Here is a 16,197-nt window from a genome sequence, read left to right as displayed (position 1 = left end):
CCGCCTCTCTCTGCGCCTCGGACCTGCCGGAGGTGACGATTCGCCGTATGGAATCCGTACGAAACTCGCATATCCACGAACATAGCAGGCTGTCCGGCCGGATCGCGCAGAGCTGGAGAAAGAACGCCATCATCTACGTTTTTCTGGTGCCGGTGCTGCTGCATTTTCTCGTATTTCAGTTCGCTCCGCTCGTCTTCAGCTTCGTGCTGACCTTCATGGATTGGCCGATGATCGGCGAACCGTCCTTCGCGGGACTCGGCAACTGGGAACGGTTCCTGCAGGATAAGCTGGCCTGGCGGTCGATCTGGAACACCGTGCTGTTCTCGGTCTATTATATCGCGCCGACAATGGCACTCGGCTTGATTCTGGCGTTGCTTGTCTACTCTAAAGTCAAGCTGGCAGGACTGTTCAAAGGGATGTTCTTCCTTCCGGTCGTCACGTCGTTCGTCATCTTATCGGGCATCTGGGCCTGGCTGTTCAAGGGAACGGACTACGGGGTGGTCAACCATCTGCTCAGCTATGTGGGGATCGAACCGCAGCTCTTTTTCTCCGATTCGAAGCAGGCGCTGCCGGTGCTGGCCGCTTTGAGCATTTTCAAAGTATGCGGCAGCACGATGGTGTATTATTACGCCGGGCTGCAGTCGATTCCGGGGCACCTGTACGAAGCGGCGAAGATGGACGGCGCGACGGGCTGGCGAACGTTCTGGAGCGTCACGTTTCCGCTGCTGCTGCCGATTCATTTTTATGTGGCGATCATTACGACCATCGGATCGTTTCAAATCTTCGACTCCGCGTTTCTGCTGACGGGAGGCGGCCCGGATTATTCGACGACGACGATCGTGTATTACTTGTACCAGGAAGGCTTTACGTCGCTGCGCTTCGGCTACGGCAGCGTGCTTGCGTATGTGCTCTTTTTTATCATTTTCACGATCTCGCTCGTGCAGCGCAAATTTCTCGGCAAAGACGTATCTTACCATTAAACTTCGCGGAGAAAGGAGGCGGACGGCATGACGGCTGGGCGAAAAGCGCTGGTCTACATCCCGCTCGTGCTGGCGGGCATCGCGTTCATGTTCCCGTTTGTCGTAATGGTGCTCGGGTCATTCAAAAAGCTGGATGTGGCGCTCGCCGATCCTTCCTTTTGGATTCCCGACCGGCCGACCTGGTACAACTACGGTTACATTTTCAACAGCGGCAGCATGACGCGCTGGCTGTTCAACTCGCTCGTCATTACTTTGGTGCCGGTGGCGACGCAGATGTTTTTCGCCGGCGTGCTCGGGTATATTTTCGCCAAAAAGCAGTTTCGGTTCAAAGAGACGATCTTCTGGTGCTTTATGGCGATGGTCATGATCCCGAATCAAATGCTGATTATTCCGAAGTACATCATGTTCAGCAAAATGCATTGGATCAACTCGTATTCCGCCATTATCGTGCCGGAGTTGTGGGCGATCATGGGCGTGTTTCTGGTGCGGCAGTTCATGCAGACGATCCCCAAGGACCTGGAGGAAGCGGCTTATCTCGACGGGGCCGGGGATTTCAAAATCTTGTTCCGGCTCATGGTGCCGCTGGCCAAGCCGGCGCTGGCGACGGTCGGAACGTTTGCGTTCATCTCGTGCTGGAACGATTTGTTCACGCCGCTTATTTTTACCACGTCCGAGAAAATGTTCCCTCTCACGGTGGGTCTTGCTTCCTTGTTGACCAAGGAGGGCAATTTCGGCTTCGAAATGGCGGGGGCGGTCATCTCGTTCGTTCCGACGTTTTTAATCTTTTTGTTTTTCCAGCGTTACTTCACCGAAGGCATTACGATGTCCGGCTTAAAATAATTAGATTCGGTTAGGAAAGAGAGAGGGGAAACCATGATGAGGGCAGTAGTCGCCATCAACGGAGAGGCGGAGGTCAGACAAGTGCCCGAGCCGGTCGTAGAGCCGAATATGATCCTGGTTCGCACGATATGTTCGGCGATCAGCCCGGGCACTGAGATCGAAATGAAGAAACGGGCCGGTGAGACTCCGGTCTCGCTCGGCTACAGCGCAGTTGGGACAGTACTCCAAACGGGCGAAGGGGTGACGCATGTCCGCCCGGGCGACCGGGTCGCCTGCTACGGGGCTCCGTACGTGAAGCACGCGGAGCTGCTTGCCGTGCCCAAAGCGCTGGCCGTTCCGCTCCCGGACTCCCTATCGGCCGAAGAGGCGGCGTTTGTCGGCCTCGGAGCGATTGCGATTCACGGGCTTCGGCAGGCCGAGTTGCAATTCGGCAGCAAAGTAACCGTGGTCGGGCTGGGCATTCTCGGCCAGCTCACCTGCCAGATTGCGGAAGCGGCTGGATACCGGGTGTACGCGCTGGACTTGCTGAAGGAGAGGTGCTCGATGCTCCGGCGTTCCGGGCTCCAAACGGTGTTTGCTTCCTACGAAGAGCTGGAGGCTTCGCTGCGGACGGATTATTTGGTCGAAGGCGCGGATGCGGTCATCTTGTGCGCCGGCGGCGGGGGCGCGGAGCTGTTAAACCGGTCGCTGGGCTGGCTGAGGGACCGGGGCCGCATTGTCATCGTAGGGGACATGCATGCGGAGCTGTCCCGGGAGCTTATGTTCGCCAAAGAAGCGGAATTGCGCATCGCGCGCGCGGGCGGACCGGGGCGGTACGACGCCGCTTACGAGCAGGATGGCGTCGATTATCCGGTTGGCTTCGTGCGTTGGACGGAAGGGCGCAACATGTACGAATATATTCGTCTGCTTGGCGAGCGGAAGATCGACGTCATGCCGCTGATTTCCAAGAAGCTGCCGGTGGACCGGGCGGGAGAGGCGTACGAATCGTACCTGAGCGCCCCGAAAGAAACGCTTGGCGTACTGCTTACTTATTGATCTGAGAACATCGAAGCGCTTGGCATGACCAAAGCCGGTTACGGGCTCTTCCGAAAGAAGAAGCCTGGAACCGGCTTTGGCGTTATACAGAAGGATTATTATGATTTGAAGGCCACGCTTTTCCATGCCTCGCCGTTCCAGATTTCGAGCATCCCGGTGGTAATATTAAAATATTGAACCCCGACTCCCATATGCCCGTGGTTCGGTCGGTCTTTCGTCGATCCCATCGCATTAAGCGGTTCGAAGCGGATATTATATTTTTGGTCTCCGGCTTTGTTTACGATCTTGTATGTATCAGAACTCAGATGACAATTGATAATGTGTGTTTCTTTGAATACTTCAATGCAGGTCGGATTGGCTTCCTTATACCCGTCGATAATCGAGTCTTGAATCATCGTCCGATAGCCTCCCGCAGAAACGGCGACCGCATTATCCGAGCATGTAAAGGCGCAGCGGTAAAATCCGTTAAGCGATTGGTGGTCGCCGAATTCGATCTTTACTTTGGCCAGCCTGCCGGCGGTGATGTCGCAATTCCAAAATACGTTCCGGTATCCCGTCTTGATGTGAACTCCGTAATTGGCGGTTGTGCCTCTTTCGATAATGCATTTATCAAACTCGTTGCCGGTGGATTGATTATAGAACGCGTTTTTACCGTAACCGGTAAGGGATTCATTTGAATCAAACAGTATCCCCACGTCTCGGGGATCGTTAATCTCGCAGCGGTAGAAGGCGTTATTGCCGGCTCCATTAAGCAGGACGATGCCTTGCATGCAGCGTTCAATGTTCACGGATACGAACGTATTGTTTTGGGATGAATCCATTCGTACGGCCGGACCGAGTACATTTTCGATTTGAACCGCTTGAAATAATCGCTCCACGACGACAAAAGCCAATTCCAGTCCGATTGTCGCAATCTGATTGCCATTGACGTACAATCCGGACATTTCTCCGTACCGGTTTCCGTATTCGCTTGTGCCTTGGCTTGCAAATTTAAACATGCTTATAGGGGCTATCGCTTTAATTTCGGAGGCTTGTCCCACACCGTAAAAGCTTACGTGCAATGGAACGTTGATCGGTTCTTTTATAAGATAGGTTCCGCCTGGGAAAAATACGGCTTTGCCGTTTTGACCGGCATAGGCAAAAGCATTGTTGATCTGTTTCGTACTATCGTTTATCCCGGTGGGATCGGCTCCGAAAGGAGCGTCTGTGACACTTACGAAATTTGTGTTTGGGACATTGAGCGTAGCGGAGCCGTAAACGGCATTCGTCACCGAATTTCCGTACACTTTGTCAACGCCGCTTAAAAGACTGGCTCCTACGGCGCCAACTCCGAGCGTTCCTAGAGAAGCAAGCAGCTTTCTTCTGCTGAGTTGTTTGTTGTCGTTATTCATGATCTGACCTCCATTACTATACAATTCGTATCTATATTATACGAATTTCCTTGAAATAGAGATACGTTTAGTATATAAAGAATCGTTAATATTAAGAATATTTAAGGTAGAGATGATTTTCGCTACAACAACAAAACAAGCCTTGCAGCAAATTATGCGGCAGGCTTGTTTTGCAACTTCCCGTATGAATAATTATGACGATGGATTATACCGTAAGCAAGAGTAAAATGATCGAGGTTAAGCTAAAGCACGTATTGATCAAGCAAAGAAACAGCACGACTTGCTTCGGATTCAAGCCGCTGCGCAGCAGCCGGTAATGCGCTTGGCTGGCGTCAGCCTGGTAGATCGGCTTGCCGTTCATCATCCGCTTGAACACGACGAACAGGTTGTCGAAGATCGGTACGCCGAGCGCCAGGATCGGAACGAGCAGCGCCAGTACGGTCGCGCCTTTGAACGCCCCGTCCAACGCGATGACGCCGAGCAGAAAGCCGAACAGCGTCGCGCCCGCGTCGCCCATGAACACTTTGGCCGGGGGCTTGTTGTATTTCAAGTAGGCTAACGCCGCTCCGACCAGGATGATGGCGAGCATCGCCGAATCGGACTGCGCTTTGGCCAGCGCGACAACGAACAGCGTAACTGCCGAAATCGCCGATAAGCCGCCGGCCAGCCCGTCCATGCCGTCCGTAAAGTTAATGACCGTCGTCACCCCGAAAATCCACATGACCGTTAGAAAAAATTGCAGCCAGACCGGCAGGATGACGTCGCTTCCGGTGAACGGATTGTTGAACCCGTAAAAGACGACGCCGGAGCTGTACACGATGACGGCTGCGGATAGCTGCACGATCAGCTTCGGCCAAGCGGCGAGCTCCTTGCCATGGGTTTTGTACCAGTCGTCCACCATGCCGATGACGAGAATCAGCAGCGATCCGGCCAAGATGGCGGCGGACTGCTTCCAATCGTCCCGTACGAAGCACAGATAGGTGATCACGAACCCCGCAAAGATGGCAAGTCCGGCCGTCAATGGGATCGGTTCTCTATGTATTTTCCTTTCGTTGTCGACTTTGGGCTTATCCACAAAATCGATGCGAAACGCCAATCGTCGCAGCGGGGGGATGAGCAGGAATACGATCGTAAATGACATGAGAAACGCGGCCAAATAAAGAATAAAAATCCCTCCACATTCCGTCAATATTCGAGTGGTTTATGATGTTCCATTATACCACACGACTTGTCCGATACAAAGCGAAGTCATCGGTTTATCAGGATTGCGTCAGGCAGCTTTGACGGCTGAAGCTGTTATCCCATGCTACGGCTGCGGGCTTGAGTTTTCTTCCTTGGCAGCCGTCTCCTGCGGAGCGGGTTGATCGTTGCGCCGCGAACGGCTGATTCTGGATTTGATCCATGTCCAGCCGCCGGCAAGCAGGGCCACCACAATAATCCAGCCTTTTTTCAAAAAGATCGCAAGCGTGGCAAGCAGTCCGACTTTTTTGGCGACGGCCAGCCCGGCACCGCCCAAGATAAGGCCCGATAGCCCGTATTCCGCTACCTTATCCTTCGACGCGTCGAAGTCCTCGTACCGTTGGCCTTGTTTTGCGGCAATTTTGGGAATGATCTGGCTGGCCAGCAGCTCCTGATCCTTCGCGCGATGCGCAGGGTCGGAGATGAGGACGACCGAGATGTAGCCCGTCCGGGTCAGCATGCGGACGTTGTAGTTCACGAGTGCTTCCTTTTGCGCGTTCTGGGCCGAAATGGACCAAGTAAGGTTATGCGTCTTCTCATCGTAAAAAGGCTTCACGTCCCAACCGGTCACTTGCAGTTTGTTTTCATCCGGCACCTGCTTATTCTGCTCTTCTGTTCCTTCCCGGTAGCTCTTGAGAATCGCATCCGCGTCCAAATCTTTCTTCTCTTCGTCTTTAATATGTCCGGTATCGATATATTCGAGAATGACTTCCCATTGCTCCTGCTCGTTTACGGGAAAGATGCTGCCGATTTCTTTGCCGGACGGAATATCCTTCGAATCCTTCAACAGCTTGCGGGTGTCGTCGCCGTTCAGGAAAACAAACGGAGCGCCCAAATCCAAGGTGGCTACCGTCCCGAGGTCGACTTTGGTTCCCCCTTGAATCCAGCGGTATCCGTTTTCTTTCGCTCCTTCGCCCTCGGCCGACGCTTGTCCGGCGACAAGCCCCAGCGAAAGCAGAAAAATCAAAGCAAGACGTAATGTTTTCAATCCAATCCCTTCCTTTTGTCGGTTCTATGTTAGGACATACTTTCCTTTTATCGGATCGGTGAGTAGTAAATTAACAATTCTAAAAGAAATTTAATAATAAAATATTTATCCGCTTCGGTATCGTATGGGCCAATTCGTTGCGAGTCAGGCGCTTGCCCCATATTTTTCGGCCGCAAGGGCATAATACCGACGACGAAAGGAGGGATAGTGCAAATGAGAGACGATTTGGCTGGCGATACGGAAGCTTGGCTGGACAAGCTGCACGAAACGCAGGAGAAGGATGAGAAAAACCGGGAGCATCAGGGGAAAGGCCATCCCGGGAAGCAGCTGCCGACAAAGCGGAAAAGCAACCAAGACTGATTCCGTACCTGAAAGCCCGCCGGATGTGGTGTTCCGTCGGGCTATTGCATTGATTGAGGGAGGACAGGGACGTCGTCAGCTTGGCGTCAGTCAGCTGTCAGACGGTACAAGCGCAACCTCCGCTCTCTTCGTGGCGTATAACATTACGCTACCATAGAGAGGGGAAGACGGAATGATGAAGAAAATGGCGCTGCTTGCGGCAGGAATGCTGCTAGCGGCTGCGGGAACGGCCTCCGCTTACGAGGCGCAGTTGAAGCCGTTTGCGGATTTAGCGTCCAAGGACTGGTCCGAGGACGCCGTATACTCCCTGTCGGCGCTCGGAGTGATCGAGGGCTACGAAGACCTGACGTACCGCCCGAACGATTCGTTGTCCCGGGAAGCGTTCGTCAAGCTGCTCGTGAACGCGGCGCGTCCGGATGCCGGGAACGTTCAGGGCGAAGCGGGCGCGAGGCTAACGGATGTGCCGGCGGAGCGGTGGTCTTATCCATACATTAACGCAGCGCTGAATAAGCAGTGGATCGATTTTATGCCGGATGCGTCGGGTGCGCTTCGTCCGGATCTTGCGGTGAAGCGGGAGGAAGTTGCCGCTGCTATCGGAAAATATTTGCTGAGCGTGGAAACGTCCGATGTCGCGAAGCGCTGGACGGAAGGCGAATGGACGAAGGAGCGGGACCTGCGGCGGTTTTCCGATCACGGGGTGATAGGCCAGAGCCTGGCGCCCTACGTTTATTTTGCCGTCCGCCAAGGGATCATGGAAGGGGACGCGAACGGGTTTCGTCCCGCAAGCTCTTTGACGCGCAAGGAAGCCGCCGCGACGATTTACCGGCTGCTGAATGCCGGGCTCGCGCAGCGAAAGCTTGAAGTGACCGGCTTTTATGCGATTCGTTCGTACCCCGCCATCCAGCGGATGCCGCTGCTCGATCGCGTCGCGTTCGGCTGGTCCCGTTTATCCTACGAGGGCGCCGGAAGCGCGAAGTTGGATACGAAGTCGACGGAGTACCGGTTTCCGGACGGCTGGCAGGAGCCCGTCGATGCCGCCGCTCGGGCGAAGCTCGGCAAGGAGCTGATGATCTTCGCGACCGAGCCGCGCGACCGCGTGAAGGAGTTTCTCCGGGATGCTGCGGCGCGGAAAAGTTTCGTCGAATCGCTGAAATCCGTACTGTCCGAATCCGGAGAGGCGTTCACGGGAGTTTGCCTTGACTTGGAGGGGCTGAAGGAAGCGGACGCTGCAGCGGACTATGTGGCGTTTTTGCGTGAAGTGAAGGCGGGTCTCGGGAGCAAAACGTTAACGGTGGCCGTACCGCCAACGTATTACTATAAAGGATACGACCTGCGCGGAATCGGCGAGGTCGCGGATAGCGTTATTTTGATGGCTTATGATTTCACCCATCAAGATTCCGGGCTGCCTTCGGCTCCGCTGCCGCTGGTCAGCGATACGGTGAAGCAAGCGCTCCTCTCCGTCCCTAAAGAGAAGCTGGTGCTGGGCGTCTCCAAGCAGGCGAATCAGTGGGTCACGACGGGAGGGAAGGTTACGCTGGCGCAGCCGGATATCGCGGAGGTGGAGAAGCGGATAGCATCCACGGGCATTGCATTGAACCGCACTTATCCTTATTTTCTGAAGCAAATCGCCTTTCAAGACGAGCGCGGCAGCCATACGATCTATTACGAGGATGCGGACAGCATCGCCAAGAAGCTGTGGCTGGCCAAGTATTACGGACTAAAAGGCGTCTCGCTGTGGCATATGGGGAATGTGACCGCAGCCGATTGGGACACGATAGCCAAGCGTTAAGACGCAGCAAGGCAAAAGGCTGCACGCCTGACGGATCGTCGGGCGGCAGCCTTTTTGGCTTGCGCGCAGTTAAAGCCGAACCGGGAGCGGCTACGCTTTTTGAAGCAGGACAAACGAACAGCGGTGGGGGATCGTCAGCTCCGTCACATCACGGAACAGCGCGGCCATTTCTTGGTCGACCTGCTGCCTGCTATCCGTGTCCAGCTGGGAAAACCAGGAGATGGAGCGTATCTTGCCTCTCCAGGCGTTGGGTGTAAAACGCAGCTCGTAGCCGAACTGTCCGCTGTCTTTTTCCTGAAAACCGCTCTCTGCCCATTCGTCGAACCATCGCAAGGGAAACCCGTTGCGCCGCTCCGGGCTTTCCGCCATGGAACCGGGAGCCTTGAGCTTGCCATCCGGCATCCGCCTGCGGATCAGCTCGAACGTTGCGCGGACCGCCTCGCTCTCGGCCGCCAGGAGGACCGAATCGACGACCGCCAGAAAGCCGCCCGGCTTAAGCAGCCTCCTCGCTTCGGAGATAGCCTGTTGCCGGTCGAACCAGTGCCATGCGCGGGCCGCCGTGACCAGATCGAACTGGCCTGCGGGCAGCTCCGTTGCTTCCGCAGGAGCATGAACATAGACGGCGGAACAGTTGCTATGGTCTGTGAAGCGGCGCGCTTCAACGATCATTTCGTCCGACGGTTCGACGCCGGTCACCACTGCCCCGCGGCCAGCCAAGAGCCGGGAGAAGCTTCCCGTCCCGGCGCCGAGATCGACGGCCCGGGCACCGTTCTTCAAGGCGCCGTGCGCTTCGAGCCAATCGGCCAGCCTCGCAGGCAGTTCGTCGCGGTAACGGGCGTAGTCCTGTGAGACGTTTCCGAAATTCACTTGTTCTTTCATTATAAACCGCCTCCTGAATACAGTATATTTCAATTGGCGATTAAGTGAATTTTTAATATTCGTTCATAATGAAAAGTTATTTTTATGTAATGGGCATTTACATAAACGGGGTTCGGTAGCGGGGGGAAGATATTTCCGCTCCTTATATACCGCAAAAGGGGGATTATCCGTTGTTCCGGATACCCCCTTTTTTTGTGCGAAGCAATCCCTTGTGCGGCTATTCCGGGAACGTCACGACGCCGATGGCGTTGCCGTCCGGGTCCCATGCGTCGAAGAAGCGCATGCCTCCTGCTCCGTGAATCTCGGATGTGCGGACCTGCCGCTCCGTAAAATAAGCGTACGACGCATCGACATCCGTAGTGTAAAAGTTAAAGGCAATATGCCGCGACTCGGGAAGCTGGTCCGTTTGGTACAGGGTGAGTCCCGTTTGCAGCGGACCCGCTTCGTTAAACCGGAAGCCGACATAGCTGCCGTCCGGACTTTCATAAACGATCCGGAAATTGAACAGGTTCATGTACCATTCTTTTGACCGGGAAATGTCCGTAACCGGGACAAAGACGGTATCGATCCGTTTGATGTGCTTGCTCATCTGAAAAAACCTCCTTTGGATGCGTTGGATTTGGAAGATCGGGTTCCCGTAACACAAGAAACGGAATCCGAGGGCAAAACCGTACACGGTTTCGCAAAAAGGTTCATGTGCTCACCATCAGCTTGTTACCATCCAGGTCCTCGATGGTAAAGTACAATTTGTCGGGAGCCAGTCTGTGAATGCCGCCGATCCGATAGCCTCGTCGATTCAGCCGCAAATACGCGGTGTAAATCGCCTCGGGGTTTCGCCCCCGAAGTCCGTCGACAAGGGCTTCGAACAACGTTGCGGGCGGAGCGGCTTGCCGTTCCCCTGACTGCAGACCGTCCGCTTCCGCAGACTCCGCCGCGAGCGCTCTTAGCTTGTGCCTTGCCCGGGACCGGGCCGCTTGCACCGCGCCTTCCGTGGAATCGATCATAGCTGCGGTCTCCCGTGCCGTAAAATCGAATACGTCCATCAGCAGCAGAATGACGGTTTGGCTGACGGGAAGCCGGTGAGCCAGCGTTTCCAGCAGTTCGCGGGTCCGGAGCCGGTTATCTTGAAAGGCGAGCTGCGCCAAGTGCGCGTCTGTAAGGGGCACGGCGGGCTGGCGCATCGTTTTGCGCTGCTTGTCGATCCACAGGTTTTTGGCGATGCGGAATAAATAGGCTTTGCTGATCGGACGGTCAGGCTGCTCGCGCAGCACTTGCAGCACGCGAATAAGAGCTTCCTGCGCCAGGTCTTCGGCTTCCCAATGCGAACCGGTGATTTTCAAACAGTACTTGTTCAAGACGGATTGAATGTGGCGCATAATACCTCCCGGACAAACCCGCAAATTCGGATTGCTCAACCTAATATTTCTCCAAAAGGAAACAAATACCTTCTTGTCAGTATTTTTTGAGTAAAATCCTAATTATTGGTTATGTTTGCGGAATTATAAGTATAAACCGTGAACATTATGATCAAATAGTATACAATATATAAATGAATAGTGTACAATAAATGAGGAACGACATGAAGACAGAAAGGGTTGGGGCATTACATGAAAACGACGGAGTACAGCTTCGATACGGCAGCGCTTCTTGCCGGGGGGAACGTTCATTATAATTTGCCGGTTCCTGTTTTGGTTCAAGCTGCTTTGAAGCGGCAGGAGGGAGAGCTTGCATCCAGCGGGGCGCTGCGGGCCTTCACCGGAAAATTTACGGGCCGTTCGCCCAAGGATAAATATATCGTGCAGGAGGCTTCCGTCGACGGCCACATCGCTTGGGGAGCCGTCAACCAGCCGATGGCGGAGCAGCACTTCGATCGTTTATTAGCCAAAGCGGCACTATATATGAAGGAACGCGAACTGTACGTGTTTGACGGCTTCGCGGGCGCGGATGAAGAATACCGGCTGCCGATTCGCGTCGTGAACGAATATGCGTGGCACAATCTGTTCGTGCGCCAGCTGTTTATTCGCCCGACGGCGGAGGAATTGAAGGAGCACCGCGCGGAATTTACGGTGATTGCGCTGCCCGGCTTGCAGGCCGACCCTGCTACTGACGGGACGAAATCCGGCACGTTCATCGCCGTTTCGATGGAGAAGCGCATCGTGCTGATCGGCGGCACGGAATATGCGGGTGAAATGAAGAAGTCGATTTTCAGCGTGCTGAACTATTTGCTGCCTTTCCGCGGCGTGTTCCCGATGCACTGCTCGGCCAACGTCGGAGAAAATGGCGATGTGGCGCTCTTCTTCGGGCTGTCCGGCACAGGCAAAACGACGCTGTCCGCCGACCCGAACCGCCGCTTGATCGGCGACGACGAGCATGGCTGGTCGGACCGCGGCGTGTTCAACTTCGAGGGCGGCTGCTATGCCAAGTGCATCGGGTTGACCGAAGAGAAGGAACCGCAAATTTGGAGTGCAATCCGGTTCGGAGCTGTGCTGGAAAATGTGGTGCTGCGCCCGGACACGCTGGAAGCGGATTACCATGACGGCTCCCGCACGGAAAATACGCGGGCCGCTTACCCGCTTGAATCGATAGCGAACGCGGTGATCCCCGGTACGGCCGGACATCCGGAGACGATCGTCTTCCTGACGGCCGACGCGTTCGGAGTGCTGCCTCCGATTGCGAAGCTGACGAAGGAGCAGGCGATGTATCATTTTCTGTCCGGGTATACGTCCAAGCTGGCTGGAACGGAGCGTGGCGTGACAGAGCCGGAAGCGACGTTCTCCACTTGCTTCGGATCGCCGTTTCTGCCGCTGAGTCCGAGCGTCTACGCCGAGATGCTGGGACGCAAGATCGACAAGCACGAATCCCGCGTCTACCTGGTGAACACCGGCTGGTCCGGTGGACCTTACGGGGTGGGTAAGCGGATGAATTTGGCGTACACCCGCGCGATGGTCACGGCAGCCTTGGAAGGCAAGCTGGAGCAAGCGGAGTTTACCCCGGACCCGGTATTCGGCGTGCTGGTGCCTAGCCGCGTCCCCGGCGTGCCGGATGAAGTGCTGCAGCCGCGCAGCACGTGGGAAGACAAACAAGCTTACGACGCGAAAGCCCGGGAGCTTGCCGAACGGTTCGTCAGCAACTTCGGGAAGTTTGCGGATGCACCCGAGGCGGTTCGCGCCGCCGGTCCGCGTCTGAGTTAAAGCTGAATTTTGAATACACCGGCACTAGCCTGCAACAACGATTTTATCGTTGCTGCGGGCTTTTTGGCGTTCCTTATTCGCAGCATCGGGCCGCCGCTCTTACTTTAAGTTGGGATTAAGCGACTTTTCACTTTTTTTTTACAAACGGATGTTACATTGAAAGAGGTGATCAATGCTACATCGATTCAGAAAGGAGATACGCGGATGGCGTGGCTGCGTTACAAAAAATGGATCATCGGCGTCCTCGGCCTCTTGGTGGTCGGAGCCGGAACGTACGTGTATTTGCAACAAAAACCGAAAAAGTCGGCCGCCAGCGTACAGGACAAGACGGTCGAGGTCAAAAAAGGGGAAATCCGGTCAACGGTATCCGGCACTTCCCAGTTTGAGGCAAGAGACATGCAGAACATCATCGCTCCTGCGGACGGAACGATCAAGGCGATGAACCTGACCCGGAACCAGCCGGTGAAAAAAGGGGACGTGCTGGTGGAAATCGCCGATTCGACGCTCGAAACGAACCTGCAGGAGGCGAGAACGAGCCTTCAACAGATGGAAAATGATTTGAATGATCTGCGGACCCAGCAGGAAAATCTGCAGATTACCGCTCCAATCAGCGGCAAGCTGACGTTGTCCGGCAATCTGGACACGGGCTCGAATACGACCAAATCGAGCCGCGTGGGGACGATTGCGGACTTATCCACGCTCACGGTGAAGCTGCCGTTTTTGCTGGAGGATGCTTCACAGCTGAAGAAGGGCGATGCGCTCGATCTGGCTCCCGACGGCTTCCTGCTGACGAAGACAGGGACAATCGCTGCGGTAGGCACATTGACGAGGCCGGACAGCTCCGGCGGCAAGCTGGTCGATGTCGAAGTGACCGTAGCGAACGACGGGACGCTGGATGCCGGGATGAAAGTGAAAGGAACGGCGGCAATCGGTGGACGCAGCGTCGACTCGCAGGAGAAGGGAACGCTCGAATACATAAAAACCGAGACGGTATTCGCCGGGGCGAACGGAAGTATCCGCGAACTGAAGGTAAAGTCCGGAAGCCATGTGGACAAAGGCGATCTGCTCGCCGAGATCGGCAGCGACACGCTGCCCGGCGATATTTTAAACAAGCAGGCGGCGATCGAGCGCCAGAAGGCGACGATTACGAGTCTGGAAGACAAGTTAAACCAATTGACGCTCAAGGCGCCTTTTGACGGGGTATTTTCCACGGATTTTGCCAACAAGAAAACGAATGTGCTGGCAAGCTATCCGGTAGGAGCCAAAGTCGAAGGGACGACCTTGTTCGGAGCGGTGGCGAGCCTCGATTTCATGCAGCTTCCCATTCAGGTTGACGAACTCGATCTGCCGAACGTGAAGAGCGGCATGAAGGCGGAAGTGACGGTCGATTCGCTGCCGGGGCGCAAATTCGAAGGAGAAGTGACCCAGGTGTCTACGGTCGGAACGACGACCAACGGGGTGACGTTCTACGACGCGGTGGTGGCAGTTAAAAATACGGGCGACCTGCGCTACGGCATGACGGGAACGGCGAACATTTTGATCCAGGACAAAAAGGACATTCTCGTCCTGCCGATGGAGGCGCTCCAGCAGCAAAAAGGCAAACGGTTCGTTACCGTGGAGCGGGCGGGCGGCACGCGGGAGGAGAAGGAGATCAAGATCGGCATCCGCAGCAAAACGGATGTGGAGGTTATCGAAGGGCTCAAGGAAGGCGACAAAGTCGTCGTGCCCGTGCGGCAGCAGCGGCAAAATTTGAGCCAGGCCGAGATCGACAGACTGCGCCAGCAGTTCCAGGGCGGTCAAGGCGGCGGATTTCCGGGCGGCGGCAATTTCCAGATTGCCCCGGGCGGAGCCGGTGCAGGAGGCGGGAATGCCGGCGGCGGGAACCGCTCTAACGGAGGCGGAGGCCAAGGCGGCAGATAACGGCGAAAGGAGGAATCCCGGCATGGAACCGATGATTGAGCTGAAAAATATTACGAAAGAATACGAACGGGGCGCGGAAAAGCTGCGCATATTGAACGACCTGTCGCTCACGGTGGAGCGGGGGGACTTCGTCGCCATCGTCGGGCCGAGCGGCTCCGGAAAGTCGACCCTGATGAACACGATCGGCCTGCTGGACGTGCCGACCTCCGGCTCCTACAAGCTGGACGGCGTGGCTACCGAAAAGATGACGGACAACCAGCTCGCAGAGCTGCGGAACAAAAAAATCGGATTTATTTTTCAACAGTTCAATCTGCTTCCCAAGCTTACGGCGCTGGAAAATGTGGAATTGCCCTTGATTTACTCGGGCGTGCCGGCCAAGAAGCGCCGCGAAACGGCGCTCCAGATGCTGGAGCTGCTGGGAATGGGCCAGCGCGGCCATCATAAACCGAGCGAGCTGTCCGGGGGGCAGCAGCAGCGCGTGGCGATTGCGCGCGCGCTGGCGGTGTCCCCGTCGCTGATGCTGGCCGACGAGCCGACGGGAGCGCTGGATTCCAAGACCGGCAAAGAAGTGCTGGAACTGATTATCCGGCTTAACGAGCAGGGCAATACCATCGTTCTGATCACGCACGATCTGCATATCGCCGAGAATGCCAAACGCGTGGTGTCGATCCGGGACGGCCTGATCGTTCGCGACGAGAGACTGGCGGCGATTCCGGCCGGAGCGGCGGGTGTGACGGCATGAGAACGACGGAACTGATCACTATGGCGCTGCGGACGGTGCTGTCCAATCCGATGCGCACCATGCTCACCATGCTCGGCGTGATTATCGGCGTCAGCTCGGTCGTCACGCTCGTTGCGATCGGCCGCGGCACGTCGGATCAGATCGAGAAGCAATACGAGAACCTGGGCACGAACATGCTTGTCGTCAACGTGCTGGGGACGGGGCGGGCGCAGCAGCTCGACTACAACGATCTAATGCAGTTGGAGCAGCTGCCGGAGTTTTCCTCGATCGCCCCGACGATCAATAAAGCGAACTCCAATATCAAATACGACCGGACACAGGAGAAATTTACGGTGACCGGCACGAATGACCGGTATTTGGGCATTATGAAAGGCCAGCTTGAGACCGGACGCTTCATCGTCGACGCCGATCTCGAATTCCGCAACCCGGTTGCCGTGCTTGGCAGCGAGGTGTCGAAAACGTACTTCGGCACGCTCGACCCGACTGGCGAGCAGATTAACATCGACGGCGTCGTCTTCACGGTGGTCGGCAAGCTGAAAAGCAAGGGTACCGGGGCGGGCGGCACATCGATGGACAACGCGGTTTTTGTCCCGCTCACGACAGCGCAGCGCGCTTTCAAGCTCGGCAATATCCGGACGACCTATGTCGATACACCGACGAAGGAAGACATCTACAAAGCGCAGGATACGATGAAGCAGTATTTGACCTATAAATTCAAAAGCGACCAAGGCTTCAATCTGATCAATCAGGATGAGCTGATGAACGCGCGGGTCGCCGCATCGAGCACGCTCACGAACCAACTGATCAGCGTGGCCTGCATCTCGCTGCTGGTCGGCGGCATCG

Annotated in this window: 15 protein-coding genes; 9 read left to right on the top strand and 6 right to left on the bottom strand. The window is 55.8% G+C overall.

The features are described 5' to 3' along the window. Positions 1-47 precede the first annotated feature (47 nt). Genes QJ48_RS27955 through QJ48_RS27945 form a run of 3 tightly spaced genes read left to right on the top strand, consistent with a single transcriptional unit; the run spans position 48 to position 2,855 of the window. On the top strand, positions 48-980 hold the full coding sequence (locus QJ48_RS27955; protein WP_054976664.1) for a carbohydrate ABC transporter permease: 933 nt from the start codon (positions 48-50) through the stop codon (positions 978-980). A gap of 27 nt (positions 981-1,007) precedes the next feature. Next, entirely contained in the window at positions 1,008-1,820 is an 813-nt protein-coding gene (locus QJ48_RS27950; protein WP_054976663.1) for a carbohydrate ABC transporter permease, read from the top strand. Between the two features lie 33 nt (positions 1,821-1,853). Further along, positions 1,854-2,855: a zinc-binding alcohol dehydrogenase gene (locus QJ48_RS27945; RefSeq protein WP_337589641.1), complete on the top strand. Its 1,002-nt coding sequence runs from the start codon at positions 1,854-1,856 to the stop codon at positions 2,853-2,855. A gap of 98 nt (positions 2,856-2,953) precedes the next feature. On the opposite strand, the gene QJ48_RS27940 is transcribed toward QJ48_RS27945, so the two are convergent. The 3 genes from QJ48_RS27940 to QJ48_RS27930 form a co-directional block, all read right to left on the bottom strand. Next, a complete protein-coding gene (locus QJ48_RS27940) occupies positions 2,954-4,246 on the bottom strand; it encodes a glycosyl hydrolase family 28-related protein (protein WP_054976661.1) in 1,293 nt (430 codons plus the stop codon). 205 nt (positions 4,247-4,451) lie between these two features. Then, positions 4,452-5,387, bottom strand: a complete 936-nt coding sequence (locus tag QJ48_RS27935) for an MraY family glycosyltransferase (RefSeq protein ID WP_054976660.1) — start codon at positions 5,385-5,387, stop codon at positions 4,452-4,454. A 165-nt stretch (positions 5,388-5,552) separates the two neighbouring features. Next, positions 5,553-6,473 carry a DUF2167 domain-containing protein gene (locus QJ48_RS27930; protein ID WP_054976659.1) on the bottom strand — a complete coding sequence of 307 codons (921 nt, stop codon included), beginning with the start codon at positions 6,471-6,473 and terminating at the stop codon, positions 5,553-5,555. A gap of 213 nt (positions 6,474-6,686) precedes the next feature. Here QJ48_RS27930 and QJ48_RS36315 point away from each other — a divergent pair, with 213 nt between their 5' ends. Together QJ48_RS36315 and QJ48_RS27925 are read left to right on the top strand one after the other, a co-directional pair. Continuing rightward, the gene (locus tag QJ48_RS36315; RefSeq protein ID WP_082420707.1) at positions 6,687-6,833 is read left to right on the top strand and encodes a DUF4023 domain-containing protein; all 147 of its coding nucleotides are present in this window, start codon (positions 6,687-6,689) and stop codon (positions 6,831-6,833) included. A 172-nt stretch (positions 6,834-7,005) separates the two neighbouring features. Further along, complete coding sequence (locus QJ48_RS27925) at positions 7,006-8,622, top strand: glycosyl hydrolase family 18 protein (protein ID WP_054976658.1); 1,617 nt, start codon at positions 7,006-7,008, stop codon at positions 8,620-8,622. A 90-nt stretch (positions 8,623-8,712) separates the two neighbouring features. Here QJ48_RS27925 and QJ48_RS27920 read toward each other — a convergent pair whose 3' ends face one another. From QJ48_RS27920 to QJ48_RS27910, 3 genes are all read right to left on the bottom strand, one after another. Beyond that, complete coding sequence (locus QJ48_RS27920) at positions 8,713-9,501, bottom strand: class I SAM-dependent methyltransferase (protein WP_054976657.1); 789 nt, start codon at positions 9,499-9,501, stop codon at positions 8,713-8,715. 217 nt (positions 9,502-9,718) lie between these two features. Beyond that, entirely contained in the window at positions 9,719-10,090 is a 372-nt protein-coding gene (locus tag QJ48_RS27915) for a VOC family protein (RefSeq protein WP_054976656.1), read from the bottom strand. A gap of 103 nt (positions 10,091-10,193) precedes the next feature. Beyond that, complete coding sequence (locus QJ48_RS27910) at positions 10,194-10,877, bottom strand: RNA polymerase sigma factor (RefSeq protein WP_054976655.1); 684 nt, start codon at positions 10,875-10,877, stop codon at positions 10,194-10,196. 231 nt (positions 10,878-11,108) lie between these two features. Here QJ48_RS27910 and pckA point away from each other — a divergent pair, with 231 nt between their 5' ends. The 4 genes from pckA to QJ48_RS27890 form a co-directional block, all read left to right on the top strand. Next, entirely contained in the window at positions 11,109-12,692 is a 1,584-nt protein-coding gene (gene pckA / locus QJ48_RS27905) for a phosphoenolpyruvate carboxykinase (ATP) (protein WP_054976654.1), read from the top strand. 204 nt (positions 12,693-12,896) lie between these two features. Then, positions 12,897-14,612, top strand: coding sequence for an efflux RND transporter periplasmic adaptor subunit (locus tag QJ48_RS27900; RefSeq protein ID WP_054976653.1), 1,716 nt, complete (start codon positions 12,897-12,899; stop codon positions 14,610-14,612). Positions 14,613-14,634: 22 nt separating this feature from the next. Next, the gene (locus QJ48_RS27895; RefSeq protein ID WP_054976665.1) at positions 14,635-15,354 is read left to right on the top strand and encodes an ABC transporter ATP-binding protein; all 720 of its coding nucleotides are present in this window, start codon (positions 14,635-14,637) and stop codon (positions 15,352-15,354) included. Continuing rightward, positions 15,351-16,197: ABC transporter permease (locus QJ48_RS27890; protein WP_054976652.1), on the top strand; the 847-nt coding region annotated here is incomplete at its 3' end. The genes QJ48_RS27895 and QJ48_RS27890, both read left to right, overlap by 4 nt.

Source organism: Paenibacillus sp. A3, from assembly GCF_001399685.1.
Lineage (GTDB): Bacteria > Bacillota > Bacilli > Paenibacillales > NBRC-103111 > Paenibacillus_G.
Note: the sequence above shows the minus strand (reverse complement) of the source record. Positions and strands in the feature narration are given on the sequence as shown.

Coding starts and splice junctions, on each gene's coding strand:
- QJ48_RS27955 (WP_054976664.1), top strand. CDS start 48: ATGGAATCCGTACGAAACTCGCATATCCACGAACATAGCAGGCTGTCC.
- QJ48_RS27945 (WP_337589641.1), top strand. CDS start 1,854: ATGATGAGGGCAGTAGTCGCCATCAACGGAGAGGCGGAGGTCAGACAA.
- QJ48_RS27920 (WP_054976657.1), bottom strand. CDS start 9,501: ATGAAAGAACAAGTGAATTTCGGAAACGTCTCACAGGACTACGCCCGT.
- QJ48_RS27915 (WP_054976656.1), bottom strand. CDS start 10,090: ATGAGCAAGCACATCAAACGGATCGATACCGTCTTTGTCCCGGTTACG.
- QJ48_RS27895 (WP_054976665.1), top strand. CDS start 14,635: ATGGAACCGATGATTGAGCTGAAAAATATTACGAAAGAATACGAACGG.
- pckA (WP_054976654.1), top strand. CDS start 11,109: ATGAAAACGACGGAGTACAGCTTCGATACGGCAGCGCTTCTTGCCGGG.
- QJ48_RS27925 (WP_054976658.1), top strand. CDS start 7,006: ATGATGAAGAAAATGGCGCTGCTTGCGGCAGGAATGCTGCTAGCGGCT.
- QJ48_RS27950 (WP_054976663.1), top strand. CDS start 1,008: ATGACGGCTGGGCGAAAAGCGCTGGTCTACATCCCGCTCGTGCTGGCG.
- QJ48_RS27940 (WP_054976661.1), bottom strand. CDS start 4,246: ATGAATAACGACAACAAACAACTCAGCAGAAGAAAGCTGCTTGCTTCT.
- QJ48_RS36315 (WP_082420707.1), top strand. CDS start 6,687: ATGAGAGACGATTTGGCTGGCGATACGGAAGCTTGGCTGGACAAGCTG.
- QJ48_RS27935 (WP_054976660.1), bottom strand. CDS start 5,387: ATGTCATTTACGATCGTATTCCTGCTCATCCCCCCGCTGCGACGATTG.
- QJ48_RS27910 (WP_054976655.1), bottom strand. CDS start 10,877: ATGCGCCACATTCAATCCGTCTTGAACAAGTACTGTTTGAAAATCACC.
- QJ48_RS27900 (WP_054976653.1), top strand. CDS start 12,897: ATGGCGTGGCTGCGTTACAAAAAATGGATCATCGGCGTCCTCGGCCTC.